Here is a 26,959-nt window from a genome sequence, read left to right as displayed (position 1 = left end):
CCGGGTGGGACGCGGGGGCGACGGTACGGCCGTTCGGGTCACTTCGCCGGCTGCGGCTCCGGCTCGTTCTCGGTCTGCGCGTCGCCCGCGGGGGGCTCGTCGTCGACCGGGGTCTTGACCGACTCCAGCAGCAGCTGGGAGACGTCCACGACCTGGACGGACTCCTTGGCCTTGCCCTCGTTCTTCTTGCCGTTGACCGAGTCGGTCAGCATGACCAGGCAGAACGGGCAGGCGGTGGAGACGATGTCGGGGTTGACGGAGAGGGCTTCGTCGACGCGCTCGTTGTTGATGCGCTTGCCGATCCGCTCCTCCATCCACATCCGCGCACCGCCGGCGCCGCAGCAGAAGCCGCGTTCCTTGTGGCGGTGCATCTCCTCGTTCCGCAGGCCCGGCACGCTCGCGATGATGTCGCGCGGCGGCGTGTAGATCTTGTTGTGCCGGCCCAGGTAGCAGGGGTCGTGGTAGGTGATGATGCCCTCGACCGGGGTGACCGGGATGAGCTTGCCCTCGTCCACCAGGTGCTGGAGCAGCTGGGTGTGGTGGATGACCTCGTAGTCGCCGCCGAGCTGGGGGTACTCGTTGCCGATGGTGTTGAGGCAGTGCGGACAGGTGGCGACGATCTTCTTGGCCGACTTCGGCTTGGCGGACTCCGGCACGACCTTGCCGTCGTCGTCCAGCTCCTCGCCGAACGCCATGTTCAGCGCCATGACGTTCTCCATGCCGAGCTCCTGGAACAGGGGCTCGTTGCCGAGGCGGCGGGCGGAGTCGCCGGTGCACTTCTCGTCCCCGCCCATGATCGCGAACTTGACGCCCGCGATGTGCAGCAGTTCGGCGAAGGCCTTGGTGGTCTTCTTGGCGCGGTCCTCGAGGGCGCCGGCGCAGCCGACCCAGTAGAGGTACTCGACCTCGGAGAGGTCCTCGATGTCCTGGCCGACGACCGGCACCTCGAAGTCGACTTCCTTGAGCCACTCCAGGCGCTGCTTCTTGGCCAGGCCCCAGGGGTTGCCCTTCTTCTCCAGGTTCTTGAGCATCGTGCCCGCCTCGGACGGGAACGCGGACTCGATCATCACCTGGTAGCGGCGCATGTCGACGATGTGGTCGACGTGCTCGATGTCCACCGGGCACTGCTCGACGCAGGCGCCGCAGGTGGTGCAGGACCACAGGACGTCGGGGTCGATGACGCCGTTCTCCTCGGCGGTGCCGATCAGCGGGCGCTCGGCCTCGGCGAGGGCGGCCGCGGGGACGTCCTTGAGCTGCTCCTCGCTCGCCTTCTCGTCGCCCTCCATCGTCTTGCCGCCGCCGGCCAGCAGGTACGGGGCCTTGGCGTGGGCGTGGTCGCGCAGCGACATGATGAGGAGCTTGGGGGAGAGCGGCTTGCCGGTGTTCCAGGCGGGGCACTGCGACTGGCAGCGGCCGCACTCGGTGCAGGTGGAGAAGTCCAGCAGGCCCTTCCACGAGAACTGCTCGACCTGGGAGACGCCGAAGACGTCGTCGTCGCCCGGGTCGGTGAAGTCGATCGGCTTGCCGCCGGAGGTCATCGGCAGGAGCGCGCCGAGCGAGGTGGCGCCGTCGGCGTTGCGCTTGAACCAGATGTTGGGGAACGCCAGGAAGCGGTGCCAGGCGACGCCCATGTCGGTCTTGAGCGCGACCGTGATCATCCAGATGAACGAGGTCGCGATCTTGAGGCCGGCGAAGAAGTAGGTGAGGTTCTGGAGCGTGGAGACGTCCAGGTGCCCGAGCGCCGACACCACCGGGTAGGAGATGAAGAAGGACGCCTCGTAGGCGTCGACGTGGTGCTGGGCGCCTTCGAGGGCGTGCAGCATGAAGATGCAGACGCCGACGATGAGGATGACGGCTTCGACGAAGTACGCCTGGCCGAAGTTGGAGCCGGCGAAGCGGGACTTGCGTCCCGGCCGGTCCGGCCGGCTCAGCTGGCGGATCACGATCAGCACCAGGATGCCGAGCACCGTCATCGTGCCGATGAACTCGACGAAGACGTTGTAGGGGGCCCACTCGCCGATGACCGGCAGCAGCCAGTCGGCCTGGAACAGCTGGCCGATGGCGTTGACGATCGTCAGCAGCAGCGAGAAGAAGCCCACCGCGACGAACCAGTGCGCGACACCGACGACGCCCCAGCGGTTCATCCGGGTGTGGCCGAGGAACTCCCGGGCCACGGTGACGGTGCGCCGGCCGGGCTCGTCGGTGCGGGTGCCCGCGGGCACGTTCTGGCCGAGCCGCATGAAGTTGTAGATCTGCAGGACGGCGCGGGCGAAAAGGGCCACGCCGACCACGATCAGAACCAGCGACACGATGATCGCGGCGAGTTGCATTTGGGGGCTCCTCGGGCCTGCGAGGGACTTCGTCAGTGATTACTAAGCGGTAACTTATGCAGTCCGTCTGAGACTACCCCGTCTCCCGCGTCGCACTGTAGCGGGAGGCGGAGTGATCTGAGTCGCTGAGGGTTGCCTCAGACTTGCCTCAGGATCCGGCCACAACCCGGCCGTGTTATTCGTACCAAATTGGTACATTTATGACTAATTTATATCCGTGCTCTACGGGATCGCCGCCGCCGCCATCGCCCTGTTCCTCTCCGCCGCCCTCGCCGCGCTGCTGCGCGTGCCCGCTCTGCGCCTCGGACTGCTCGACCGGCGGCAGCGGCAGCGGCGCGTGCCGCTGTTCGGGGGCGCCGCCGTCGTCCTCGCCACCTGTCTGGTCGCCCTCGCCGGGGACCGGACGGGCATCGCCCCGCTGGGGGACGGGATCGGGGCGCTGCTCGCCGCCGGGGGCGCGGTCGCCGCGCTCGGCCTGATCGCCGACGTGTGGCGGCTCAACGTCCGCTTCCTCGTGGTCGGCACCGCGGTCGCCGCCGCCTTCGTCGTCCCCTACGGGGACACCGGGCTGCTCCCGGGGGTGGTGGCCGTCGGCTGGATCACCTTCGTCGCCCTCGGCTTCCGGGCGCTCGACCACGCCGACGGAGTGGCCGGGACCGTCGGCGTCGTCACCGCCTTCGGGGTCGCCGCGTGCGTGGCCGTCGAGGTCATGGACGGACTGGTCGTGCTGCTCAGCGTGTTGGCCGCCGCGCTGACCGGGTTCCTGATGCACAACTGGCCCCCCGCGCGCGTGGCCCTCGGCGCGTGCGGCTCGCTCTTCTCGGGCTTCCTGCTCGCCGCGGCCGCCGTCTTCGCCCGCGCGGGACAGGACCCGGTCGTCGGCACGGCCGTGCTGTTCGCGCTCACCGCGGTGGCCGGGGCCGACGTCCTGCTGGTGCTGGTCTCGCGGCGGCTGGCCCGGCGGCCCCTGCTGCGCGGAGCGCCCGACCACCTGGCCCACCGGCTGCGCCGGCTCGGGCTCACCGCCCAGGGGGCGTCCGTCCTCCTGGGGGTCGCGGCGGTCGGCGCGGTGCTCGTCGGGGTGCTGGCGCACGGCGGATGGCTGCACGCGCGCGCGGTGCTGTGGGTGGCCGGCGGGGTACTCGTCGTCGTGCTCGGGCTGCTGCGGGTCCCGGTGTACGGGCCTCCACGCGCGCGTGGAGGACGTCAGGGCGGCGGACGGGACGCGCGCGGGGGCCGGCGGGCCGCCCGCACACCGCGTGCCCCTCGCGCGCGGGGCGCGTCGCAGGAGGAGCGGGCGGAGCGGGCCGTGCCGCGTTCGGGGCAGCGGACGATGACGCGTCCGGCACCCGTGTACGCGCCCCGGCGTCAACCCGAGGCCGTCCGGTCGTCCCCCGAATCCGAGGTGCGGCGGGACGGGCGATCCGTATCACCGCAGGTCAACGCCTCCTTGCGTGTAAGGAACGGATAAGAGTTGAGTGCGCCCGACTCAGGTCTGTTGACCGCAGGGTGAGTGTCGTGCACACTTGAGTCCGTTCCACTCAAGTCAGCTGGAGGAAGATCACCATGGCACGTGCGGTCGGCATCGACCTGGGCACAACCAACTCCGTCGTCAGCGTTCTGGAGGGCGGCGAGCCCACCGTCATCACCAACGCCGAGGGTGCCAGGACCACGCCGTCCGTCGTCGCCTTCGCGAAGAACGGCGAAGTCCTCGTGGGCGAGGTCGCCAAGCGGCAGGCGGTCACGAACGTGGACCGCACCATCCGCTCGGTGAAGCGCCACATGGGCACCGACTGGAAGATCGAGCTCGACGGGAAGCCCTTCAACCCGCAGCAGATCTCCGCGTTCATCCTGCAGAAGCTGAAGCGGGACGCCGAGGCCTACCTGGGCGAGAAGGTGACCGACGCGGTCATCACCGTCCCGGCCTACTTCAACGACTCCGAGCGCCAGGCCACGAAGGAGGCCGGTGAGATCGCGGGCCTCAACGTCCTGCGCATCGTCAACGAGCCCACCGCGGCCGCGCTCGCGTACGGCCTCGACAAGGACGACCAGACGATCCTCGTCTTCGACCTCGGCGGCGGCACCTTCGACGTGTCCCTCCTGGAGATCGGTGACGGCGTCGTCGAGGTGAAGGCCACCAACGGCGACAACCACCTCGGCGGCGACGACTGGGACCAGCGCGTCGTCGACTACCTGGTGCAGCAGTTCAAGTCCGGCCACGGCGTGGACCTCGCCAAGGACAAGATGGCGCTCCAGCGTCTGCGCGAGGCCGCCGAGAAGGCGAAGATCGAGCTGTCCTCGTCCACCGAGACCTCGATCAACCTGCCCTACATCACGGCGTCCGCCGAGGGCCCGCTGCACCTGGACGAGAAGCTCACCCGCGCCCAGTTCCAGCAGCTGACGGCCGACCTGCTGGAGCGCTGCAAGACGCCGTTCCACAACGTCATCAAGGACGCCGGCATCAACCTGTCCGAGATCGACCACGTCGTTCTCGTCGGCGGTTCGACCCGTATGCCGGCCGTCGCCGAGCTCGTCAAGGAGCTGACCGGCGGCCAGGACGCCAACAAGGGCGTCAACCCGGACGAGGTCGTCGCCATCGGCGCCGCGCTCCAGGCCGGTGTGCTCAAGGGTGAGGTCAAGGACGTCCTGCTCCTCGACGTGACCCCGCTGTCCCTCGGTATCGAGACCAAGGGCGGCATCATGACGAAGCTCATCGAGCGCAACACCACGATCCCGACGAAGCGTTCGGAGATCTTCACGACGGCCGAGGACAACCAGCCGTCCGTGCAGATCCAGGTCTACCAGGGTGAGCGCGAGATCGCGGCGTACAACAAGAAGCTCGGGATGTTCGAGCTGACGGGCCTTCCGCCGGCCCCGCGCGGCGTGCCGCAGATCGAGGTCGCCTTCGACATCGACGCCAACGGCATCATGCACGTGACCGCGAAGGACCTGGGCACGGGCAAGGAGCAGAAGATGACCGTCACCGGCGGCTCCTCGCTGCCGAAGGACGAGGTCGACCGCATGCGCCAGGAGGCGGAGCAGTACGCGGACGAGGACCACCGCCGCCGCGAGGCCGCCGAGGCCCGCAACCAGGGCGAGCAGCTCGTCTACCAGACGGAGAAGTTCCTCAAGGACAACGAGGACAAGGTCCCCGGCGAGGTCAAGACCGAGGTCGAGGCCGCCGTCGAGGAGCTGAAGGCCGCGCTCAAGGGCGAGGACACCGCCGAGATCCGCACCGCGACCGAGAAGGTCGCCGCGGTCTCGCAGAAGGTCGGCCAGGCCATGTACGCCGACGCCCAGGCGGCCGGCGGCCAGGACGCGGCGGGCGCCGCGGGCGGCGCCGGGGCCCCCAAGGCCGACGACGACGTCGTGGACGCCGAGATCGTGGACGACGAGCGCAAGGACGGTGCCGCGTGACGGAGGAGACCCCGGGCTTCGAGGAGAAGCCCGACGTCCCCTCCGGCGCCACCCCTGAAGACGCCGAGCCGAAGACCGCCCCCTCCGCCTCGGCGGACGGGGCGGCCCCGGCAGGGGACGAGAACCAGACCACCGCCCTGGTGGCCCAGCTGGACCAGGCCCGCAAGGCGCTCGACGAGCGCACCGGGGACCTCCAGCGCCTCCAGGCCGAGTTCCAGAACTACCGCCGCCGGGTCGAGCGCGACCGGATCGCGGTCAAGGAGATCGCCGTGGCGAACCTCCTGACCGAGCTCCTTCCGGTGCTCGACGACATCGGCCGCGCGCGCGAGCACGGCGAACTCGTCGGCGGCTTCAAGTCCGTCGCCGAGTCGCTGGAGACCGTCGCGGCGAAGATGGGCCTCCAGCAGTTCGGCAAGGAGGGCGAGCCCTTCGACCCGACGATCCACGAGGCCCTGATGCACAGCTACGCGCCGGACGTCACCGAGACGACGTGCGTGGCGATTCTGCAGCCGGGGTATCGGATCGGCGAACGCACCATCCGTCCCGCGCGGGTGGCCGTGGCCGAACCGCAGCCCGGCGCGCAGTCCGCGAAGGCCGACTCGGAGACGGGCGCGGCCTCCGCGGAGGCGGCGGACGACAAGGAGAGCGGTGGCCCGGACGAGGGCTGAGCTCGAGACGGCCGGTGCACCGGCCGTCATGACGACGCGAGAGGAGGGACGTCGGGGATGAGCACCAAGGACTTCATCGAGAAGGACTTCTACAAGGTCCTCGGCGTCCCCAAGGACGCCACCGAGGCCGAGATCAAGAAGGCTTACCGGAAGCTCGCTCGCGAGTACCACCCGGACGCCAACAAGGGCAACGCCAAGGCGGAGGAGCGCTTCAAGGAGATCTCCGAGGCGAACGACGTCCTCGGCGACCCCAAGAAGCGCAAGGAGTACGACGAGGCACGCGCCCTCTTCGGCAACGGCGGCTTCCGCCCGGGCCCGGGCGCCGGCGGCTCCTTCAACTTCGACCTGGGCGACCTCTTCGGAGGCGGCGCCCCGGGAGGCGGCGGCGCCTCCGGCGGCTTCGGCGGCGGCATCGGGGACGTCTTCGGCGGCCTGTTCAACCGCGGCGGGACGGGCACCACCCGCACCCAGCCGCGGCGCGGCCAGGACATCGACACCGAGGTCACCCTGACCTTCACGGAGGCCATCGAGGGCGCCACGGTCCCGCTGCGGATGTCCTCGCAGTCCCCGTGCAAGGCCTGTTCGGGCACCGGCGACAAGAACGGCACCCCGCGCGTGTGCCCGACCTGCGTCGGCACCGGCCAGGTCGCGCGCGGCTCGGGCGGCGGCTTCTCGCTGACCGACCCGTGCCCCGACTGCAAGGGCCGCGGCCTGATCGCCGAGCACCCGTGCCTGGACTGCAAGGGCAGCGGGCGCGCCAAGTCGTCCCGGACCATGCAGGTCCGCATCCCGGCAGGGGTCACGGACGGCCAGCGCATCCGGCTGCGCGGCAAGGGCGCGCCGGGCGAGCGCGGCGGCCCCTCGGGCGACCTGTACGTGGTCGTCCACGTGGGCGCCCACCCGGTGTTCGGCCGCAAGGACGACAACCTGACGGTGACCGTGCCGGTGACGTTCACCGAGGCGGCCCTGGGCGGCGAGATCAGGGTTCCGACGCTCGGCGGACCGTCGTTGACGCTGAAGCTGCCGCCCGGCACCCCCAACGGCCGCACCATGCGGGCGCGGGGCAAGGGCGCGGTCCGCAAGGACGGCACGCGCGGCGACCTCCTGGTCACCGTCGAGGTGAGTGTTCCCAAGGACCTGTCGGGGAAGGCTCGTGACGCGCTGGAGGCGTATCGCGAGGCGACCGTGGACGAGGATCCGCGGGCAGAGCTGTTCGAGGCCGCGAAGGGAGCATGACAGTGATGGACGGCCGTCGACGCAGTGACAATTTCCGTGGGCCGTATGAACTGACCGAGGAAACCCCGGTCTACGTCATCTCGGTGGCGGCCCAGCTCTCCGGGCTGCACCCGCAGACGCTGCGCCAGTACGACCGTCTGGGCCTCGTCTCCCCCGACCGCACCCCCGGCCGGGGCCGGCGCTACTCGGCCCGCGACATCGAACTGCTGCGTACTGTCCAGCAGTTGTCGCAGGACGAGGGCATCAACCTGGCCGGCATCAAGCGGATCATCGAGCTGGAGAACCAGGTGGCCGCCCTCCAGGCCCGCGCGGCGGAACTCCAGGCCGCGCTGGACGGCGCGGCGGCGGCCATGCGGCAACGCGAGGCCGCGGTGCACGCCTCCTACCGACGGGACCTGGTGCCGTATCAGGAGGTCCAGCAGACCAGCGCGTTGGTGGTCTGGCGGCCCAAGCGGCAGCAGGCCCCGGACTGAGCGGCGCCGACAGGATCGAGTGGAACGGGAAGGGCCCGCAGACGTCATCGTCTCCGGGCCCTTCTTTCGTGCCTGGCGTCGCCGCGTGTCCGGTCGCGCGGGTCAGTCGCCCATGCCGATGCCCGGTTCCGGACGCTCGGGGCCCGGCGGCCGGGGCTGCTGGGCGGGGGCGGTCGGCCTGTCGGCGTTGTCCCGCGGGACGCCCAACTGCCAGAGGTGCGATCCCGGGACCGCCGGTGTCGGGCTCGGTACCGGTGTTCCGCGGGCCGGGGCCGGTGTCGGCTCCGCCGTTTCCGCCGGCCGGTCGAGGCTCGGGCGTTGCCAGCGCTCCGGAACGGTCGAAAGGCGTCGTACCGCTTCCGGGTCGCCGGCCGCTGCCGCCGCGACGGCACGCGCGCGCAGGGCGCTCTGGCGGGCGACCGGGGAGAAGCCGGGGGCCGCGTTGCCGGTCTCGGACGGCAGCCCGCGCGCGCCCATCGCGTTCAGGTCGGCCTGGAGGCCCGTCTCCGGCGGGAAGATCTCGCGCGGCAACTGCCAGGAGGCCGCGCCGTCCACGTCGACGCGGTGTTCCCTGCCGTCCACGGCGAAGGTGAGGCCGTAGCCGATGTACTGGTCGTCCCTGTCGAACAACAGGTCGCCGGAGATCTCGCCGCCGCGGTCGCGCACCTCGTTCGCCAGGTCCTGGAGGGCCGACGGCAGGGGGTTGGTGCGGCCGAGGCTGGTGACGTAACCGTCGCTCCGGGCCGTCCGCCGCTCCCCCGTCCCCTTCTCGATGTAGGGGACCTGGAACCGGGTCACGCCCTTGTCGTCCTGGTAGGTCTCGATGGCCCCGACACGCGCCTCGACGAAGGTCAGCCGCTTCTCGCCGCGTTCGCCGTGGCCGTATCTCTCCTGCATCGCCGGGAACTGGACCTGGTGCCGGAGCGCCGGCGGCGGCTGCGAACCGATGATCGTGACGGCGGCCTCGGGGTTCTGGACGAGGAGGATCTCCGCGTTGGCGACGGCGGTCCCGCCGGAGCCCACGACGATCCACTCCCGGGCCGCACCGGCGTCGAAACGGTTCTCCGCGACCTCGTCGCCCAGCAGCGCCCGTCCCGGCGCCGCCGCACGGGCCGTCTCCCACTTCAGCGTGGATTCGAGCGCGGTGAAGCAGTTGCCCATGCGGGTCGCGTCCGCGCCGTCCGGACCGGCCGTGAGGGCGTCCTTCAGCGCCGGGGAGGAGCTCAGGGCGTCGAGCACGGTGCGGGTGTCCGCGCCGCCCCGCTCGGCCCGGGTCAGCCAGGCGCGCAGTTCGCCGGCCCCGGCGACGCCCTGGCCCTCCAGCTGTCCCAGCCGGTCGCCGATCAGCCGCATTGCCTCGGCGCGGCTCTCCACCGGGAATTCGCCGCGCGGCATTCCCGGTACGAGCTCCGGCGTGAGGCCCGTGGCGATGCCGGGGACGCCGTCGCAGGCCACCCAGAGAGGAGTCGCGCTCTCCTTGCCGTCCTCGTCCAACGGCCTTACCTCTGCGAGCAGTTCACCGCCGCGGCCGAGCCGCAGCCGGGCGTGGCCGTTGATCACGTCGCCCTGTGTGGCGAGCTGGTCCTCCCAGACCCGGACGGCGTGGACGGAGATGCGGTGCCGGGGATCGTCGACGGCGGAGTACGGGTCCACGCCCATCCACTGCGCGAGGTCGCGGTCCTGATCGGCGGACTGCACGATGCCGGCGCCGGGATCGAGGTGCCATCGCCCGGCGCCGTCGATGAGCAGGGCCTGAGGATCCCGTCCGGTGAGACTGGCGCCGCCGCCGATCACGACCTTGCGCAGCGGCAGCCGCCCTTCGGCGAGCTGCCCCTCCAGCGTCCGCACGGTCCGCTCGCTGATCTGCGCGCGGTGCTCCGCCCACTGCACGGCGGCGGTCTCCAGCTGGTCGCGGGGGAGAGGGAAGCCGTTCTGGTCGTATCCGGGCATGGGCATGGTGAGTTCACGCCGCCCGATGAAGGCCTCGACCTGGCGTTGCGCACGCAGGGCCGCGTCGCGGGACGCCCGCAGGGCGGAGGCGTCGGCGGGGGAGAGGTGTTCCACGGGGCGGGCGAGATCGTCGACGAGGCGCAGTGCCTCGTAGGACAGCAGATCCGCGGACGCGAAGAGCCTGACCTGCGCCGCCCTGAACTCGGCGGCGTAGGCCTCTTCCCGCGCCATAGGGGTCGTGGGCCGCAGGCCGCACCGGTCGAGCAGTGCCGAGAGCTCGGCGCGGGCCTCGGTCCGTCGCTGCTCCGGGAGTGCCGCGTCGAAGGCTCGGGCGGCGAGCCAGTTCAGCTCGCCGACCCGGCCGTGGTCCTGACTCGACAGCTCACGCCGGTCACCCGGCTCGGACCGGTCGAGAAGGCTCTCGCGCACGGGTGGCAGACCTGCGCCGGAGCGGCCGCGTACGGCGGCGAGCTCCCCTAGCTCGTGGGCGAGCACCTGCGTCAGCTGCTCGGTGGACAGCCGGTCCGACAGTTGCACGACGTAGTGTTCCGACGTCGTGTTCGTCACCGTTCTGGCGATCAGGCCCGCCTCCATGGGGACGGCGTCCACCAGGACGTTCGCCGTATCGCCCTGCGCGTCCACCAGGACGAAACGCAGATCCTCGGCTTCCACCCGGTCGACCGAGCTGAGCCGATCCCCGAGGACGGCGGCCGCCACTCGGCCCAGTTCACGCTCGGCCGCGGCGAGCAGTCCCGCCTGCCGAGACCGCGACTCCGTATCGGCGACCGTGCCGTCCATATGACGCCTCCCCCGTGCCTTCCTCTGTGAAATGGTCGAACAGCCTTTAGGATCATGGCATGTTGACAGCGCGCTCATCGGCCGAAGCCCACCTGTACATGGACCTTCACGCGTGTGAGTGCGGTTCCGGGGACTTCGAACGCCGGCACCGGCTGGAGCAGCGGGGCGACGAGATCGTGTCGGTGTACGAAGGCCCCTGTCAGCAGTGCGGAAGGACCCGGCGTTTCGATTTCCGCATGGCCGAGGAGATCCCTCCTCCGCTCCCCGCGTTCGGCGGATCCCAGCCGTCGCAGATCATCGATCCCGGGGAATTCGCCGACGTCGCCTTCCGGATCTCCGAGTCCGTCGGGCTGGAACTCCTCAACACTCCCGAATCCGAACACCACGAGCTGCGCGATGCCGTCGCCTATGCGCTCGCCGCGTTCGAGGAGATCCCCAAATTCATTCCGGCCGGCGAGGACGCCGTCCCGGAATCCGCTTTCACCTCCGAAGCGGGCAGGGCCCGCTACCGACAGGAACCGCGCAAGTTCGAGCGCGGCATTCTGGAGATGAACGTCAGGCGGGCCCGCGCGGTGCTGGCGGGCATCGACGAGGTCAGCGGCCGGCCCGGAGGCGCGCCGTCCGGGCGGTGACGCACGCACGGGCCGGGCGGACGGGACGAGGGAAGGGGCGCCGGGGGGGCGACCTCGACCGGCCGGGTGGGGATCAGCTGGAGCCCCTCGTCGCGGACACCCCCTCGGGGACCGTCACCTATGGGTCCCCGGCTGCTGACCGGGCCAGTTCACGGGCGGGCCCTGGGACCAGCCGCCGCCGGGCTGTTGCGGTTGCCCCTGGGAGGGCCACTGCTGAGGCGCCGACGGCTGGACGCCGGGGTGGTAGGGCTGCTGGGCAGCCGTCGGGAACGGCTGCTGGGGCGCGGGTGCGTACGGTTGGTGAGACGGCGAGGACTGCGGGGCGGGTGCGTGGTGCTGCCGCGGAACAGGGGCGTACCCCTGGTGAGGCGTGAAGGGCTGCGACGGGGGAAGCGGAGCCGCCGGCGCCGGATCGACGTACGGCAGGGGCGCCATGCTGACCCGGTTCAGGAAGACGATGTTGGGGTTGCAGTCGGCCGGGTGCACCAGGACAACGCCGTCGGCGCGGCGTTCGACGACCAGCAGGCTGAACTCGGCGAGCGCCTGGAGCTGCGTCGGCTCGAGCACGTACTCGTAGACGCGCTGGCGTCCGGTCGCGAGGCTCGTGCTGTCGCTGTCGCCGGTGGTGTGGGTGGTGGATTCGTTGGTGGAGTACGTGGTGCTGGTGGAGGTGCCCGTCGTCTCGCTGTAGCTGCCCCCGGAGTTGGTGGAGGACGACGACGAGAAGGGGTTGTCGCCGCCCTGGTAGGTGGTGGAGCTGCTGCTGCCCCAGTTGCGTCCGCGGGTGACGGACTCGCTGTACGTCGTGCCCCTGCTGACGGAGGAGCCGACCGTCTTCGCGACGGAGGTGTTGACGGTCCTGCCCTCGGTGTCCGTCAGCGAGTGCAGCACGAAGGAGTGCTCGCGGCCGATGAAGTCCGCCGCGACATTGGCCTCCTGGTGGTTGCCGAGCTTCATGAAGGCGACCGTTCCGCCGCCGATCATCTGCTCCGCCGCGTCCCGCAAGTGAGGGTGCAGCAGGACGAGTTGGGACCCGCGGCGCTCGCAGACCTGCGCCAGCCGTTCGAGGTGGCGTCGCTGCGGACCCTGCTCGCCGAGGGCCACGAGGACGGTTGGCGCACTCTCCTGGAACGAGGACAGCCGCCGCATCACGCTCTGGACGGCCAGGTCGGCCAGCAGCTCCGTGGTCGCCGAGCCGGCGCCGAAGTCCAGGGCGAAGCAGGTCAGATAGCCGGGGCCGCGACCCTCACGGGCGGCGCCCAGCGCCTCCAGCGGGTGCACGAAGGACACCAGGCGGAAGAGGCTGTCCCGCACCTGGTCCTTGTTCTTGTCATTGAGCAGGTCGTCCGCGATCCGGTTGCGTTCGTCCCGGGTGAGGCGCTTGGTGTCGTCGGCCTCGCCCATAAGGACGCGCAGGCCCGCGCCCAGCCGGGCCACCGAGACGTCCTCGCCGAGGGCGCCGCACAGCTGGGTGAGGATGCGGGTGTCGACGGCACGCTCGGCGCGGCCCGCCTCGGGATTGTCCCCGTGGACCGCCTCGACGAGGGCGTGCACCAGCTCGTGCGGCTCCAGTCCGCCGACGACGCTGCTCTCGGCCATCCGGCTGGGCAGCAGCTGGACGTCGACGGGGACTCCGGCGGCCTCGGCGAGGACGGACAGTTCCCGGCACACCAGGGCCTGCGTCAGGTCGACCACGATGACCGGCCGCTCCTGGAGCGTGGAGGTGCCGAAGACGGTCAGGAAACCCTCGCGGCCGCGCTGGCTGCCGCCGAAGACGTCCAGCCGCCGGGTGTCCGGGCCGAGGGGCAGCGCGCCCCAGGCGTCGAGGCCGCGCACCCAGTGTTCCTGCCGGCTGTCATGCTGCTGCCGACGCTGGTGCCACAGCTGCCAGGAGGACTGGAACCGCTCCTCCAGTGCGCCCTGCTGGGCCGCGAGATCACCGGCGGCGGAGCCGAGCCGCTGTGCGGCGAGGCCCATCCTGGCCAGGGCGACGACGATCGCCACGACGCCGAGGACCGCCATGACGGCACCGACGAAATAGCTCAACAGGAAGCAGACCGCCGCGACCCCGCCGCCGATCTTGACCGCGGAACCACGTCGGTCCTCGTGGTCGAGGCGCGCGGCCGTCGCCCGGTTCTCGTAACCGACCGCCACCTGCTCCCGCTGCGGTTCGGGCTCGACGAACGGCCGGCGCAGCGACTCGGGGTCGCGGTAGACCCAGCCGAGGCGCTGTCCGGCGTCGAAGAGGCGCAGATAGCGGCCGGGCTCTCCGGCCCCGGTGCTTTCGACAGTCATATGTGAGGCTCCCGGCCGGTCAGGCGACGAAGGTCTCGAGCGCGCGGATGCGCTGGTGGAGCGGCGGATGCGAGGACATGAGGCGGGCGACGGGGCTCTCCTTGCGGGCCGCGTCGTCGTGCCCCTCCGACTGCCAGCCGGTGAACACGGTGATCAGCAGGGGCCCGTACCCGAGCTGTCCCGCGAACCGGTCGGCGCGCAGCTCGCTCTGCCGGCCGGCCCAGGCGAGCAGGAACGGGACCGCGTAGAGGGCGGCGGCGGGCGGGAAGGCGAGGAAGGTCGCTATGGCGAGACCGCCGAAGACCAGGACGAAGATGCCGGCCGCCACGCAGGAGAGCTCGGCGGTGAAGAAGAACAGGAATGTCATCACGATCTTCACGACGAACATGAACGCCCGGACCGGCATGGCGTACCAGAAGCCGAGCAGACCGGACCAGGCGTGGCCGCCGACGTGGTGACCCAGCTCATGGGCCATCACGGCCGAGAGCTGCTCGGGCGGCAGCTGTCGCATCGACCCGCGCGTCACGCTGACGATGTGCCCGGCGGCGGCCGAGGCGTTGAGCTCGTCCGAGTCCTCCATCCACAGGTCGTACCGGGCGCCGTCGATACCGGCCCGGCGCGTGATGTCGTCCCAGATGGGCCGGAGGACGGCCAGTTCGGCGCCGGTGGGGGGCCGCATCTTGAACCACAGCCGTGCCAGACCGCGCTCGGTCGGCCGGTGGAAGACCAGGGCGCCGGACGCCAGCCAGGCGACGACGAAGGCGATGTCCAGGCCGCTCGGCAGCACGCGTGAAATGAGCCAGATCACCAGCAGACTGCCCAGGAACAGCGGCACGTTGAGCAGCAGCGTGGTCACGGACGTGGAGTCGGCGCCGCGGTTCACCTGAGGGGTGCCGGGGGCGTGAGGCGCGGCAGGTGCGTACTGCGGCTGGTGCTGTTGCGGGTACGACAACTGCGGCGTCTGCTGGGGCGCCTGCTGCGGATACTGCTGCGGCGCGAACGACTGCTGCTGCGGCGGCTGCTGTTGCGCGTACGGGGCCTGGTACCCGTACGGGGGCTGCTGCGCATAGGGGGCCTGGTACCCGTACGGGGGTGGCTGCGCGTACGGGGGCTGCTGTCCGTACGGGGGCTGCTGGGGCGCGTACTGCGGCTGATGGCCCGGCGCGAACTGTTGCGGGTGGGCGCCGGGCTGGTGTGGCGGCTGCTGGTACGGCGGTTGCTGGTGATGCGGCGGGGGCGGCGGCGCGGCCTGGTACGGCGGCTGGTGAGGGGGCGCGGCCTGGTAGGGCGCCTGCTGCGGTGGGACCGGCGGAGCGGCCTGAACCGGCTGATCCGGCGGGACCGGCTGCACAGGCGGGTAGGCCGAGTCCTGCGGCGGGCCGGGCTGGCCGTCGGGATGGGCCGGGTCGCCGTACCCGTAGGGGGCCTGCGGCCGGTGAGGGTCAACGGGATGGGTCATATGAGTTCGCCCTGAGGGAGATGGGCGCCGTACAGGCGCTCAAATGTGGACAGGTGAGAGATGACCGTCCCGAGGGCGGCAGAAGAGACGCCTCTGATGATTGAACTCGCCCCCGTGTCCGCCGAGGCGGACGTCAGTCATTGATCAGCAGCCGACACATGGTGCCCGAACCGACCTCCCAAGTCCACCTGATATCAGGGGAGGTGACGTTACGGTTGCAAGGCTTGGCCCGGTCCCGGCCCGGCATCTAGGGTGGTCCCCCAAGATCGACAACGGGGGACACGTTGCCAACCACACCGCATGCGCACCGGCCTGTCCGGATGGCGCGTTCCGTTCTCTGGAGCGAATGCGCCACCGAACGGGCCGCGCACATATGACCGCCGGCCCACCCGGCGCGGGCGCCTGGCATCGCTTCGCGAGCCTGGAGGCCGCGCTGCTGCGCGAGGTCCCGCGGCAGCGGCCGTCCGAGGACCGGCCGGCCGGCGGCGACGACGAGCTGCGGGCGCAGCGCCTGGCCGCCCTGGTCTCCGCCCACCACGCTCCGCACCCGCACGACCCGACGGGCGGCGCGGTGCTGGTCGGCTGGGCGCGCAGAGCGGCCGACGGCCCCCTCGACATCCTCGTCGGCGGCGGTGCCCTGCTGGGCGGACGCACGGACGAGGCCGACGGGACGATGTCCCTGCTGCGGCTGCCCGCCGGCGCGCGCGGCCTGCGACAGCCGACGGGTACGGCAGCCGCTTCGATGGACGCCTTCCCCTGCTGGAGCGCGGTCGCCGGAGTGACCGACGGGCTGCTGGTCGACGACGAGCCGAGACCGGCGAGCACGGGAGCGGCCCTGCAGCGGCCCACTCTGGAGGACTGCCTCCTCGGTGTGTGGCAGGAACCCTTCGCCTGGCTGGTGTTCGCCGAGCCGGTGCCGGCCGCGGAGCTCGACGAACTCACCGGCGACGTCGCCGACGAACGGCGCAGGGCACAGGCCAAGGCAGAGGGATCGCCCGAGTACGCCATCGCCGCGGCCCGGCTGGAGCGCCGCCACAAAGAGCTGGCCAAGGCGTCGGCCACCGGGCTGTGGCGGATACGTCTGCTGGCAGGCGGCCGGACGCCCGAGGAGGCGACCCGGGTGGCGGCGCTGCTGTGCGCCTCGGCGGACCTGGAGGGACTGCCGTACGCGCTGCGCCCGACCAGGCGGGTGGGCGACCTCGCCACCGCCCTCGGCGGTGTCCTGCCGGCGCCGGAGGAGTACCCCTTCCACGCGGGTTCGGACCTGCTGGCGGCCCTCGCCCGGCCCCCCGCCCGGGAGGTTCCCGGCGTACGGTTCGCCCTGCGGCCGGAGTTCGACGTCACTCCCGAGACCGCCGCCCGTCCGGCGCTGCCCGGAGCCGCTCCGGTCCGGCTCGGCTCGGTGCTGGACCGCAACCGCAGCCCCGTCGGCGACCTCGAACTGACCCGCTCCACCCTCAACCGGCACACGTTCGTGTGCGGGGCGACCGGCGGCGGCAAGTCGCAGACCGTGCGCGGACTGCTGGAGTCGGCGACGCACGCGGGCATCCCGTGGCTGGTCGTGGAACCGGCCAAGGCCGAGTACCGCTTCATGTCGGCGCGGCTCGGGGACACCGCCGAGGTCGTCGTGATAGCGCCCGGCGATCCGGAGTCCCTCCCGGCCGGACTGAACCCCCTGGAGCCGTCCGCGTACGCGAGCGGCGAGCGCTTTCCGCTCCAGACCCACCTCGACATGGTGCGGGCCCTCTTCCTGGCCTCGTTCGACCCGCAGGAGCCGTTCCCGCAGGTCCTGAGCGCCGCGCTGACGCGCTGCTACGAGGACCTGGGCTGGGACCTGACGCTGGGCGAACCGACGTTCCCGGGCACCGAGCCGCGTTACCCGACGCTCGAGGACCTGGAGCACACGGCGCTCCGGGTCGTCTCGGACATCGGCTACGGCAAGGAGGTCGCCGACAACGTCCAGGGCTTCATCAGGATCCGCCTGGCCGGCCTGCGCCTCGGGACGACGGGCCGCTTCCTGGAGGGCGGCCGTCCGCTGGACTTCGGCGAACTGCTGCGGCGCAACGTCGTCTTCGAGATCGAGGACGTCGGCGACGACAAGGACAAGGCGTTCCTGATGGGCACGATCCTCATCAGGCTCGTCGAGTACCTGCGCATGGAACAGCGGGTGACCCGGCGACTGTCCTTCCCGTTGCGCCACCTGACGGTCTTCGAGGAAGCCCACCGCCTGCTGCGCCGAGCCGAGGAGGGCGGCGCGAGCGCCCACGCGGTGGAGATGTTCGCGGGCCTGCTGGCGGAGATCCGGGCGTACGGGGAAGGGTTGGTCATCGCGGACCAGATCCCGAGCAAGCTGCTGCCCGACGTCATCAAGAACACGGCGGCGAAGGTCGTCCACCGGCTGCCCGCGCAGGACGACCGCGAGGCGGTCGGCGCGACGATGAACATCACGCGGGCCCAGTCCGAGTACCTGGTCACCCTGCGGCCGGGCGAGGCGGCCGTCTTCACGGACGGCATGGACTATCCGCTGCTGGTGCGGATGCGGGACGGGACGGACCGCGAGGACGCGGGGGCGATCAGGCCGGCGTCGGCGGCGGGCATGACCGGTCCGCGCAGCCGGGCGTGCACGGTCGACTGCTCGACGGCCCCATGCACCTTGCGCGAGCTGCGCAGGGCTCAGCGGCTGACGGAACAGGCCGAGCTGCGGATCACTCTGTGGGCGGAGATGGCGGTGGCGGCCCATCTGCTGGGCTGGACGACGCCGCTGCCCGGCGAGGCGATGCGACGCGAACTGGCGCCGTACCGGGGCCGCCTCCTGGACTGCGCGATCGGCCAGGCCGTGGACGGCGCGGTGCACAGCCGCGTGGGCGCCCCCGCGGATCCGGGCGCGCTCGGCGAGCACGTGGCCGCGGTGATGCGCGCCCAGTCGGAGGGCCAGGACCCGTGCACGGTGGGCGAGCCGCGCTTCAGAGCGCGCCAGGGGACGAGGACGCGGGTGTATTACCACGGGCGGCATTCGCCCTCTGTCCTCGAGAACATCGTTGGATGTGCGGATCCGTCGGAGGAGTGGCGTCAGCGATTCGCGCGCACGCTGACCAGCTTTGCGCGCGTCCCTCGCCGGCCGAATCCGTCCGGGAACACGACGGGGGCTCTCGAGTGAGCGAACTGTACGGGACGGATGAGCCGACAGGGCAGGACGTGCCCGAGCAGCAGTTGCAGGAGGCTGCGGGCTGGGAGACGGCTGAGTTCGGGGAGCCCGAGGAGCCGGCCGAGGTGGGCGGGACGGACGAGGTTCCGCTGGGGAGCGACGCCTTCGACGGTGCGGGAGACGGCCCCGGGCAGGGGGAGCCGGATGAGCCCGACCGCTTGGCGGTGGCCGCGGACCGCGACGTCGATCTGTCCGACCTGGGCATGGACGCGGTGTGGCGCGAGAGCAACGAACCGCTCTATCGCAGCGAAAACCGCGAGCCCGAGGACATCTTCGAGAACGGCTTCGTGCCAAAGGATTCGTCGAACACGGATTTGCGTCACTATGTTGCGGAGGATGATCCCTCCGCCTTCGTGAGCACTTCATATCACGAGGATATCGGTGATGAGTTCGGGGGTAAGTACACTTATGAGTTGGACGTGCCAGGTGGAATCGACGTCAACAAAACCCTGTGGGACCATCCGCTTGCCTATGAAGAGGAAGTAGCATTCCCTGGAGGAATCCGCAGCGAATACATCGCCGGCGCGTCCTCCTACGACTACGGTACGGGCGAGCGCGGAGATTTCATCCCCAACCCCAATTACATCCCTGAGGCTGATCGTGTCAAATGAACCTGAAACGCAGACTCTCTACGACAAGCCGATCTCACTTGTCTCACAGGCAGGCGAACGGCCCGGCCGGCTCGTGGCCGTGCTCTCGGGGAGCGACTACACCGTCGAAATCAGCTGCGGCCCGATCTCGTCACGCCATACCGGGTGGAACCTCTTCACGGCTCTGGGCCAGGTACGTGACGAACTGGAGCCCCACGGTCTGAAGCCGGCGATCGAGGGGGCCTGTGTGGACGTCTACCCGAGCAGGATGGCCCTGGACATGGGCGGCGGCCGCCGGGCATACCGCTGGTCGTCGGCCGGACGGCCGGTGACGGTGGACATCTTCGACGACGTGCCGCCCTCGGATCACGCACGGCTCGCCGATGTGCGCGAGCAGCGGACCGCCCATGAGCGACGCAGGGAGACGCGAAATGACTGAGGACCAGGCAGCAGTGCCGCAGGTTACCGACGAGTTGCGCGCGGAGGCGGCCAGGAACCCGGGAGCGTGGGTCTACGCCGTGGATCCCCACTTCGACGCTGCCGGGCAGGTTCCCCCTTATGGAGTCGTCGGCGCATGGAAGGTCGACGAACACGGCGAGATCACAGGCGAATTCAAGAGGAATCCCAACTACCGTCCGTCGCCGCGTGCCCTTGGTCTCGAAGTCGCCGGCGATCCTGTGGACGAGGCGGTGCAGCTTGCCGCCACGGGGTACGCCTCCGACGGCGATGTCCGTCGGGTTCTCCTTCAGGCAACCGTATATCTGGCGGACGGTGCGGAAACATTCACCGAGACCGCGGGTGAGGGCGGGAGCGCTCCGATCATCGCGGTGTTCACGAGCGCTGCCCACTTCCCGAGTTCCGTTCCACGCATGCGGCGAGTGTCCTTCCGGGACCTGCTTGCCGAGGTCCCGGAGAACGCGGTGATCAAGGTGAACCCCGGCAATTCCGCGTCGGTCGCCATCCCCGCGTCGGACCTCAAGGTCTGAGCGCGAGAAGGACGAGCGGCTGGGCAAGAGCCGGGGGCGAGCGCGAGCCGTCGGGCAGAGTCGGAAAGGCGGGGGAGACGTGGCGCAGCGTGACGTAGACGGTCGGAATGAGTGAGTTGTACGCGGCGGAGAAGAGGGCCGAGGCCGCCCCCGTCGAGACGACGGCTCCCGCCCAGACGGACCCCGCGGACGCCTGGGCGGAACCCGAAGAGCCTGCGGACGAGGGGAACGCCGAGCCCGCCGGGATCACCGGGGAGCCGAAGGAGCCCGACGACGCCGACGAGCCCGGTGAGCCCGAGTGGGGGCGGGAGGACGATGCGGCGGTAGACCCCGGAAGTGGCGGCGCCACGGGCCTCGAGGCCCGCGCTCGGGACGGCCGTCCGGCAGCGTCGGGCGAGGACACGTATCCGGCGGAACCGGAAGATCCCGAAAGTCCCGTGGAGCCCGAAGAGCCACAAGGTCCGGAAAGACCGGACGGCCCCGGGGACTCGGATGAGGCGGACGGGCTCGAAGGGACCGAGGGCGCCGAGACCCCCGAAGAGTCGGCGGAGGCGGAGTCACCCGAGGACAGGGCCGGCGTATCCGGCGGTTCCGCCGCGGACGAACCGTCGGTGACCGGGAAGTTCATGGATCGGGTGAAGGGTGCGTTCAGCAGCGGTGACTCGGTGCGGGAGATATCGGAGACCGTCGACAGACCTGACTTCCATCTCCCCGGCAGGGCCTATCCGCCGGACGCTTACGGGACCCCGCTGGACCGGCCCGACGGAACGCGTACCCCGCTGTTCGACGGTATCCCCAATCGGGATCAGACACAGCAAGGCGCCCTTGGCGACTGCGGGGTCATCGCGACGTTGGGGGCCGTCGCCGAGCACCGTCCGCAGGACATCATCGACCGCATAAAGGAGAACGAGGACGGCACGTACGAGGTCTCGCTCAACGAGGCGAAGAGCGTCGGCTTCGGCAGGTACGAGCCGACAGGTACCGTCGTGAAGCTGACGGTGACCGGCGATCTGCCCGTCTACAGCGAGATTCCCTCCGTCGCGGCTTTCGCCGACTCCGCGGAGACAGGGGTGGCATGGGCGCCGATCATGGAGAAGGCCATCGCCGGTGTGGACCGGACGTGGAGCGAGGACAAGCAGGCGTCGTGGCAGTCCACCCATGCGCGAACGGATGCATCTCCCACCGGCTACACGCGGCTCAATTTCGGGACCAAGTCAAGCGATCGGGCCGAGTTGTTGGTGCAGTTGACGGGAACGCCTGCCCAGGTCTGGGATGTGCCGACCGGTTACGACCACCATGGTCGTGACGCGAAGACCCAGTTCAGGCAGGATATCGCTGAGAAACTTGCGGACGGTTGCCCCGTCATCGTCGCGACGCGACACCAGGAAAAGGGAGAGTCGCCACTGCCGGGCAAGCTCGTTGCAGGGCACGCCTACGAACTGACCGCCATAAACGAAATCGGGCGGTTCGAACTGAGGAATCCCTACAACGCAAGGGATCCGCAGCCGTTGACCTTCGACGAGCTGAGGGACAGCATCCTCCCGAACTATGTCACCTTGGAGAAGAAGTGACAGTGCAGGAAATCGCGATCTGGCGCAACATGCAGGCGAACAAGGGGTTCGCCCGCTTTTTCGTCACACATCTTTCCGAACGGGAGGGCCGGCCGCCGTTGGTCGAACTCGTCGTCGTCGTCGACGGCGCCGAGGAAGACCATTCGCTGGAGCCCGGCGACGTCTTCCCGATCAGGGACCAGGAATGGAAGCTGGACCGCATCGAGGACCTCGAATCTCCGAGCGGGGACTGGACGGTCGTTCTCGCCAGGGTCACGTGAGCCGGCTCGGCCGTGCTCGTGCTCGCGGGCCGGTTCCCCGGGGGACCGGCCCGTCGGAACTACGGCCGGACCCGCATCACCCCAGCCGGGCCAGTCTCGTCCTGAGCGGTTCCGCTGAGCGCAGGGTCACCGCTTCCTCGACCAGTTCCCGTTGGTCGAGGTGGTCGCGCCAGGGGTAGCGGATGTGCCAGTGGTCGACGACGTATTGCAGGAGGTCGAACCGCCCCGCCTCCGCGATCGTCGTCGCGGCGGTCAGGCTCTGGGCCAGGGACAGCCGGGAGTACGGTCCGTCCTGGTGGTTGGTCTGGCGTACCGCCATCAGCGCCTGCAGGGCCAGCACCGGCTCCGGGAAGTCCCAGAAGTGCTCGTCGCTGGTCCATTCCGGCAGCTCCCGGCCGCAATCGGGGGTCCAGTCGGCGAAGTCGGCGAGCAGGTCGGACGAGACGGGCACAGGCGCTTCACCCGGCCCGAACGGCGTGCTCGACAGGATCGCCCGCACGCGCAGCGCGTAGCGGCTCCGGGTGAAGTGCTCGCGCACCAGACGGGCGTTGAGCCGGGGATCGTCCTGGGCGAGGAGCGACGGAATGAGGACGTCCGTCTGCATCCTCCGCCGTGTGAGGCCGCTGTCGCCGCCTGCCCCGTCGAACGGCCAGGTCGCCCTGGTTCCGTCGAGGAGCGTGTCCCAGAGCCGCCTGTCGCCCCGCCGTACCAGCGCCCGTACGGTGTCGGCGCTGAAGGTGGTCCGGGCGAGCAGTGTGCACAGGGGGAGGCTGAGACGTGCCACGACGGTCTCGATGACGGCGCCGGGGGCGAGGCCGAGCAGGAGGGCCGGGGCGCAGTGGTCGGCGAAAGCGCGGTTCGGCTCACCGGTCTCGTCCTCTTGCCGCTGCGCGGAATCGAGCAGCTCGGGCAGCGGACCGTCGAAGCCGGCGGCGAGCAGGCGGACCGCCCGCGTCCAGCGGGCGGGGAACACGTCGAGACGCGTGCGGACCCGCTCGGCCCAGTCGCCGAACTCGGGCCGGACGACGAACTCGGCGGCCGGCAGGACGTCGACCGGCTCCCCGCCCGCGGTGAGGGCCGCGGCCAGACGCACAAGCTCGGGGACGGGCCCGGCGCTGTACGGGACGATGCCGTACAGCCGGGTCCACAGTTCCGCCTCGTCCAGGTCCCCGCGCGCCGACCGCGCCTCTTCCAGCGCCTCGGTCACCACACGGCCGACGGCCCCGGGATCGGCGTGGCGGACGACGCCCCGCGCGGGGTGCGCGTGGCGCAGCACGTCCTCGACGGTCACGGCGGGAGCCCAGCCCGGCTGCGGAGAGGCGGCGCGCACCACCGCCTGGGGGAGGGCGCCGCCGTCCCGCGGGGACCACGGGGCGATGCAGCACGTGGACAGGGTGGCTACGGCGGTGTCCCGGTCGGCGTAGATCCGCAGCAGGCTCAGTGGGGTGATGGGCGTCGCCAGGGCCCGGGCGACGTCGGCCGGGCAGTCGGCCCGCGCCAGCAGGATGCCGTACCGCTCACGTGCGACCTTGCGGTGGCCGCTCGCCTCGGATGCTTCGAGACGACCGCGCACCAGGTCCCAGTCGACGTCGTACCAGCGGTCGTCGGTGACGGTCCGGCTCACGGCGGCGATCTCGCTCTGCGTGAGCCCGTACAGGTCGGACGTCCGCGGTGAGGTGGGCAGCCGCAGCCGCCAGGTTCGCAGCGCCTCGTCCAGGTGCTCGTCGCGCCGCTCCCGGCGTGCCCGGGCGGCGGTGCGGAGGGGCTTCACGTCCCGCAGGCGCAGTGCCTGACCGAACGCCTCGCGCACGTCCTCCTCCCGCGGCCCCGCCGCGCCCTCGGGCATGAGGGCCGGCAGGAGGCCGGCCTGGCCGGCGCCCCACAGGCGTATGCCGGCCACCAGCTGCTGGTAGGGGGTCAGCACCTCTTCGTCGCCCTTCCAGGCGGCACTCAGCGCCTGGGCGACGAGGCCGGGTTCCCGGGAGTCGTAGCACAGCCTCAGCAGATCGGTGTCCCACGGCGCGGGTGGCGGGAACGCGATCCGGGCACGCACCGCTTCGGTGCGGGGCAACGGGTAGGCGGCGCCGGAGCCGAAGGGGCGGCCCTCCAGCAGCGCCAGACGGGTGGCCGGGGCCGGTCGGAGCTTCGGGCGGGTGATGCCGGTGAGCAGCCACTCGTTGAGCCGGGGGTCGTCGCGTCGGAGGAAGGCGCGTTCGACGTCCGCGTTCCTGGACTCCTCCGTCATGAAGGAGGTGCCGCGGCCTCCCCAGGCCCTGTCCCACAGGGCGGGGTCGTGCACGCCGGCGAGCAGAGGGGCGAGCCGACCGCGCTCGCTCCCCGAGGCGGCTTGGGAGAGCGGCCACGCGTCGAGGCGGGTGAGGAGGCGCGCGGGCAGGTCGCCGGGGGCGATGCGGGCCAGCCAGGTCACGTGGGCGCCGGGATCGACGTCGCCGTGTGGGGCGGTGACGGTGGAGTCGTACCGCGCGGCGGCGTCGAGCAGCGTCGGGAGGTCTCCGGGGAAGCCGGCCGCCAGGAGATCGAACGCTGTCTCCCAGGCCCGTTCGTCGGAGCCGAGCCGTGCGCGCACCCTCTCCTCCACCTCGGGAAGGGGGGTGTCGGTGAAGGCGCCGGGCAGCCGGAAGCGTCCGGCGGGGGCAGCCCGCCACTGCTGCTCCACCGCCGCCGGCGCCAGCCTCGTCCGACCGTCGCCCAGCGCCTCGACGAGGCCGTTGCCGAGGCCTGCCGAAAGGTCGTCCCGTCCGACGACGGACGCTGCCTGACGGGCGCTCAGGCCCCAGCCGGCGTACAGGGCCTGGACCTCGGCCGCGCCGCCGTGCGCGGCGACCCAGTCGCCCAGTCCCTCGGGCGGCGCGTACCACTCCTGACGCAGCACGCACAGCCGGGCTTCCGCCCCGAGCTTCTCGGCGGTCTTGGCCGCGGCCTCCGGCGTCGCGTGCTGGAACAGGGCTGCAAACGTCTCGTCGAACTCGTCGACCTGCGGTTCACTCACGCGACAGAGTGGATCACGAACCCGGCCGGCGGCGGTCCGCGAGCACGTCGTTGCAGCCACCTCGGGCAACCACGGTGGGACGGACGGGAATTGGGCTTCCGCCGTCGGGAATCCGTCAGCCGAGTTGTTCCGTCGTGCCGTCCGGGTGGATCAGGAGGCGGATCGCGCCGCCGTAGCGGTTGTCGGTGATGGTCGCCGGGGTGGGGGCGCCGAGCTGCTGCGCGCGCTGCTGGAGGATCGACAGGACGACGTCCTGGATGTCGCCGTAGGGCGGGGCGGTGACCGGGACGCCGTCGATCAGGCCGGCGTTGGGGGAGAAGACGTGCACCTGGGCGTCCGCCGTGGCGGGGGGCGGGGGCGGCATCGTCGGTTCGGTCATCGGGGGTCGGGTTCCTTCCGGCTCGGTTCCGGATCAGTTCCGGCTCAGGCGCTCTTGGCCTCGTCCTGCTCGGGAGCGCTCGGGGTGACGTTCACGGTGACGTCCGTGGCGACGTCGGCGGTGCGAGCGTACGTGCCGCGGGCGAGGCGTCGCAGGCCGCCCGACTTGACCATCGCGGACAGGACGTTGCTGATCGTCTTCGAGGGGTCGCCGTAGACGCCGTGGGGCAGAGCGCGCAGCACGTCGCGGGCGGAGAACGGGCCCGGGAAGGCCGACACGGCCGTCTCCACGGCCGCCCGGATGCTGGGCACGTGGGGCGCGGTGGCGTGGCGGGCGCCCGACGCGGTGAGGGCGGCCGCCTGGCCCGGGCCGGCGGTCGTCCTGCGGCTCGGGACCGGATGCGGGAGGCAGGTGCGGACGGCCTGGAGTGCGCTGCGGACCGGCTCGAGATCGATCTCGCCGCCGCCGCCGCCGTCGTCGCCGCCGGCGGGGGCGCCCGCCGCGGCCAGCATGGTCGCCACCTTCTCTATGTTCGCGAGCGAAGAGGCGAGTTCGCGCAGCAACGGCTCCAGGAAGTCGCGGCGCAGGGCCGTCACCGGGTCGGTGGTGGCGAGCTCGACGGAGACCGAGCCGGTCAGGGCGCGCAGGGGCGAGGCGTCGGGGGAGACCGCGGCGTGGTCCTGGGCCTCCCGCGGGGCGAGCGCCTCGACGGCCTTGCGCGCCGTGCGGACGATGTCCGGCGTCTCCGGCGCGATCTCGCCGCCCGGCACGCTCACCAGCATCGTGGCCAGCTGCTCCAGGCTGTCCAGGGTGGGCAGCGCGGCGCGGATCAGAGGGGCCAGCAGAGCCTGTCGTACGGCCTGGGCGGGGTCCTCGTACGAGAAGGCGATCCGCTGCCCGGACTCGGCCGCTGCCATGTCCTCGCTCCTGCTTTCCGGGTGTGCGTGGGGATGGGGGTGGGGGTGGGGGTGGGGGTGTCGGGAAGCGGCGGGGTGGTGACCGTCGTCGTGCGTCCGCTGTGCGGTGGTGTGCTGGTGCAACTGCCTCGGGATGCCCGGCAACTCGCTCCGTTCCCGGACCAGTTGGTCCTGGCGGGCGTCGAACGCGTCGAGGATCCGCTCCAGCGCGGGCAGACCGTGCTCGGCGGCGGCGCGGATGTCCCCCGGGTCGCTGCCGCTGCCGCGCGAGCGCAGGCGCAGCAGGCGGCGTGACGTTTCGGCAGAGTGGTGGCCGGGGGCCGTGCCGGGCCCGTCCGACGGGTGGTGGCTCGGCAGGTCGCCGTTCGCGTCGCCGACGCCGAGGGCCCGGCGGATCCAGCGCCGGTCCTCCAGCGTGGTGGCGGCCGTGTAGCCGTAGGGCTCGGCGTGCGCGACGGCGTCCTCGAGGCATTCCGCCCACAACGGGCAGGAAGCGCACAGGTCGCGGGCGGTGCGCAGCAGGACGAGACGCTGATGGCGCTGCTCGGAAGAGGCGTACGGAATGTCTGCGGGCGCCTCCAGCAGCGGGTGCTGGAAGACGTCCGGTCGGCGTCGGCAGGGCAGGGCGGCGTCGGGGCTGTGTACCCCTGCGCCCGCTCCGGTTCCCCGTGCCGCCCCGCGCGCGGGGCGCGCGGGAAGCGCCGTATGGCTGGCCATAGGCATGCGTGTATTCCCCCGTGGTGATGCGTGATCCGGGGGGACTCTAAGGCGTTCCGTCAATGG

20 protein-coding genes are annotated in these 26,959 nt (G+C 71.3%); 13 read left to right on the top strand and 7 right to left on the bottom strand.

Annotated elements, in window-relative coordinates:
• Positions 1 to 38: 38 nt before the first annotated feature.
• Positions 39 to 2,330 carry a (Fe-S)-binding protein gene (locus tag ACGFSH_RS12110; RefSeq protein WP_393347472.1) on the bottom strand — a complete coding sequence of 764 codons (2,292 nt, stop codon included), beginning with the start codon at positions 2,328 to 2,330 and terminating at the stop codon, positions 39 to 41.
• 217 nt (positions 2,331 to 2,547) lie between these two features.
• On the opposite strand from ACGFSH_RS12110, the gene ACGFSH_RS12105 reads away from it, so the two are divergent.
• The 5 genes from ACGFSH_RS12105 (at position 2,548) to ACGFSH_RS12085 (ending at position 8,124) form a co-directional block, all read left to right on the top strand.
• A complete protein-coding gene (locus ACGFSH_RS12105) occupies positions 2,548 to 3,801 on the top strand; it encodes an MraY family glycosyltransferase (RefSeq protein WP_393347470.1) in 1,254 nt (417 codons plus the stop codon).
• 95 nt (positions 3,802 to 3,896) lie between these two features.
• Positions 3,897 to 5,747, top strand: a complete 1,851-nt coding sequence (gene dnaK / locus ACGFSH_RS12100; protein WP_393347468.1) for a molecular chaperone DnaK — start codon at positions 3,897 to 3,899, stop codon at positions 5,745 to 5,747.
• Positions 5,744 to 6,415 (top strand): nucleotide exchange factor GrpE, encoded by a 672-nt coding sequence (gene grpE, locus ACGFSH_RS12095; RefSeq protein ID WP_393347466.1) that lies wholly within the window; start codon positions 5,744 to 5,746, stop codon positions 6,413 to 6,415. The genes dnaK and grpE overlap by 4 nt, the downstream gene beginning before the upstream one ends.
• A 57-nt stretch (positions 6,416 to 6,472) precedes the next feature.
• Positions 6,473 to 7,651 carry a molecular chaperone DnaJ gene (gene dnaJ / locus ACGFSH_RS12090; protein ID WP_329412047.1) on the top strand — a complete coding sequence of 393 codons (1,179 nt, stop codon included), beginning with the start codon at positions 6,473 to 6,475 and terminating at the stop codon, positions 7,649 to 7,651.
• Between the two features lie 5 nt (positions 7,652 to 7,656).
• The gene (locus ACGFSH_RS12085; RefSeq protein ID WP_393347464.1) at positions 7,657 to 8,124 is read left to right on the top strand and encodes a heat shock protein transcriptional repressor HspR; all 468 of its coding nucleotides are present in this window, start codon (positions 7,657 to 7,659) and stop codon (positions 8,122 to 8,124) included.
• Between the two features lie 102 nt (positions 8,125 to 8,226).
• On the opposite strand, the gene ACGFSH_RS12080 is transcribed toward ACGFSH_RS12085, so the two are convergent.
• On the bottom strand, positions 8,227 to 10,872 hold the full coding sequence (locus ACGFSH_RS12080) for a hypothetical protein (protein ID WP_393347462.1): 2,646 nt from the start codon (positions 10,870 to 10,872) through the stop codon (positions 8,227 to 8,229).
• Positions 10,873 to 11,108: 236 nt separating this feature from the next.
• On the opposite strand from ACGFSH_RS12080, the gene ACGFSH_RS12075 reads away from it, so the two are divergent.
• Entirely contained in the window at positions 11,109 to 11,504 is a 396-nt protein-coding gene (locus ACGFSH_RS12075) for a hypothetical protein (protein WP_393347460.1), read from the top strand.
• A gap of 114 nt (positions 11,505 to 11,618) precedes the next feature.
• On the opposite strand, the gene ACGFSH_RS12070 is transcribed toward ACGFSH_RS12075, so the two are convergent.
• Together ACGFSH_RS12070 and ACGFSH_RS12065 are read right to left on the bottom strand one after the other, a co-directional pair.
• Positions 11,619 to 13,799 carry a hypothetical protein gene (locus ACGFSH_RS12070; protein ID WP_393347458.1) on the bottom strand — a complete coding sequence of 727 codons (2,181 nt, stop codon included), beginning with the start codon at positions 13,797 to 13,799 and terminating at the stop codon, positions 11,619 to 11,621.
• A 19-nt stretch (positions 13,800 to 13,818) separates the two neighbouring features.
• Positions 13,819 to 14,655 (bottom strand): M48 family metalloprotease, encoded by an 837-nt coding sequence (locus ACGFSH_RS12065; protein ID WP_393347456.1) that lies wholly within the window; start codon positions 14,653 to 14,655, stop codon positions 13,819 to 13,821.
• 45 nt (positions 14,656 to 14,700) lie between these two features.
• Here ACGFSH_RS12065 and ACGFSH_RS12060 point away from each other — a divergent pair, with 45 nt between their 5' ends.
• From ACGFSH_RS12060 to ACGFSH_RS12030, 7 genes are all read left to right on the top strand, one after another.
• The gene (locus ACGFSH_RS12060; protein ID WP_393347454.1) at positions 14,701 to 15,273 is read left to right on the top strand and encodes a hypothetical protein; all 573 of its coding nucleotides are present in this window, start codon (positions 14,701 to 14,703) and stop codon (positions 15,271 to 15,273) included.
• 331 nt (positions 15,274 to 15,604) lie between these two features.
• Positions 15,605 to 18,415, top strand: coding sequence for an ATP-binding protein (locus ACGFSH_RS12055; protein ID WP_393347452.1), 2,811 nt, complete (start codon positions 15,605 to 15,607; stop codon positions 18,413 to 18,415).
• Positions 18,412 to 19,074 carry a hypothetical protein gene (locus tag ACGFSH_RS12050; protein WP_393347450.1) on the top strand — a complete coding sequence of 221 codons (663 nt, stop codon included), beginning with the start codon at positions 18,412 to 18,414 and terminating at the stop codon, positions 19,072 to 19,074. Before ACGFSH_RS12055 ends, ACGFSH_RS12050 begins: the two co-directional genes overlap by 4 nt.
• A 73-nt stretch (positions 19,075 to 19,147) precedes the next feature.
• Positions 19,148 to 19,492 (top strand): hypothetical protein, encoded by a 345-nt coding sequence (locus ACGFSH_RS12045; protein ID WP_393347448.1) that lies wholly within the window; start codon positions 19,148 to 19,150, stop codon positions 19,490 to 19,492.
• A complete protein-coding gene (locus ACGFSH_RS12040; protein WP_393347447.1) occupies positions 19,485 to 20,039 on the top strand; it encodes a type VII secretion system-associated protein in 555 nt (184 codons plus the stop codon). Before ACGFSH_RS12045 ends, ACGFSH_RS12040 begins: the two co-directional genes overlap by 8 nt.
• A gap of 107 nt (positions 20,040 to 20,146) precedes the next feature.
• Positions 20,147 to 21,610 (top strand): hypothetical protein, encoded by a 1,464-nt coding sequence (locus tag ACGFSH_RS12035; RefSeq protein WP_393347445.1) that lies wholly within the window; start codon positions 20,147 to 20,149, stop codon positions 21,608 to 21,610.
• A gap of 2 nt (positions 21,611 to 21,612) precedes the next feature.
• Entirely contained in the window at positions 21,613 to 21,870 is a 258-nt protein-coding gene (locus tag ACGFSH_RS12030; protein WP_329412062.1) for a DUF6406 domain-containing protein, read from the top strand.
• Positions 21,871 to 21,946: 76 nt separating this feature from the next.
• Here the strand turns inward: ACGFSH_RS12030 and ACGFSH_RS12025 are convergent, their stop codons facing one another.
• From ACGFSH_RS12025 to ACGFSH_RS12015, 3 genes are all read right to left on the bottom strand, one after another.
• Positions 21,947 to 24,880 carry a hypothetical protein gene (locus ACGFSH_RS12025; protein WP_393347443.1) on the bottom strand — a complete coding sequence of 978 codons (2,934 nt, stop codon included), beginning with the start codon at positions 24,878 to 24,880 and terminating at the stop codon, positions 21,947 to 21,949.
• 115 nt (positions 24,881 to 24,995) lie between these two features.
• On the bottom strand, positions 24,996 to 25,259 hold the full coding sequence (locus ACGFSH_RS12020; protein WP_393347441.1) for a hypothetical protein: 264 nt from the start codon (positions 25,257 to 25,259) through the stop codon (positions 24,996 to 24,998).
• A gap of 44 nt (positions 25,260 to 25,303) precedes the next feature.
• Complete coding sequence (locus ACGFSH_RS12015; RefSeq protein WP_393347439.1) at positions 25,304 to 26,899, bottom strand: WhiB family transcriptional regulator; 1,596 nt, start codon at positions 26,897 to 26,899, stop codon at positions 25,304 to 25,306.
• Positions 26,900 to 26,959 lie beyond the last annotated feature (60 nt).

This window comes from Streptomyces sp. NPDC048481 (assembly GCF_043200075.1).
Classification (GTDB): domain Bacteria; phylum Actinomycetota; class Actinomycetes; order Streptomycetales; family Streptomycetaceae; genus Streptomyces.
This window is presented reverse-complemented; position numbering and strand designations above follow the sequence as displayed.

What these genes read in the sequence shown, in the direction of transcription:
- ACGFSH_RS12020 (WP_393347441.1), bottom strand. Translation starts at nt 25,259, where the DNA reads ATGACCGAACCGACGATGCCGCCCCCGCCCCCCGCCACGGCGGACGCC.
- ACGFSH_RS12080 (WP_393347462.1), bottom strand. Translation starts at nt 10,872, where the DNA reads ATGGACGGCACGGTCGCCGATACGGAGTCGCGGTCTCGGCAGGCGGGA.
- ACGFSH_RS12075 (WP_393347460.1), top strand. Translation starts at nt 11,109, where the DNA reads ATGGCCGAGGAGATCCCTCCTCCGCTCCCCGCGTTCGGCGGATCCCAG.
- ACGFSH_RS12015 (WP_393347439.1), bottom strand. Translation starts at nt 26,899, where the DNA reads ATGCCTATGGCCAGCCATACGGCGCTTCCCGCGCGCCCCGCGCGCGGG.
- ACGFSH_RS12055 (WP_393347452.1), top strand. Translation starts at nt 15,605, where the DNA reads ATGCGCCACCGAACGGGCCGCGCACATATGACCGCCGGCCCACCCGGC.
- dnaJ (WP_329412047.1), top strand. Translation starts at nt 6,473, where the DNA reads ATGAGCACCAAGGACTTCATCGAGAAGGACTTCTACAAGGTCCTCGGC.
- ACGFSH_RS12085 (WP_393347464.1), top strand. Translation starts at nt 7,657, where the DNA reads ATGGACGGCCGTCGACGCAGTGACAATTTCCGTGGGCCGTATGAACTG.
- ACGFSH_RS12040 (WP_393347447.1), top strand. Translation starts at nt 19,485, where the DNA reads ATGACTGAGGACCAGGCAGCAGTGCCGCAGGTTACCGACGAGTTGCGC.
- ACGFSH_RS12070 (WP_393347458.1), bottom strand. Translation starts at nt 13,799, where the DNA reads ATGACTGTCGAAAGCACCGGGGCCGGAGAGCCCGGCCGCTATCTGCGC.
- dnaK (WP_393347468.1), top strand. Translation starts at nt 3,897, where the DNA reads ATGGCACGTGCGGTCGGCATCGACCTGGGCACAACCAACTCCGTCGTC.
- ACGFSH_RS12035 (WP_393347445.1), top strand. Translation starts at nt 20,147, where the DNA reads ATGAGTGAGTTGTACGCGGCGGAGAAGAGGGCCGAGGCCGCCCCCGTC.
- ACGFSH_RS12110 (WP_393347472.1), bottom strand. Translation starts at nt 2,330, where the DNA reads ATGCAACTCGCCGCGATCATCGTGTCGCTGGTTCTGATCGTGGTCGGC.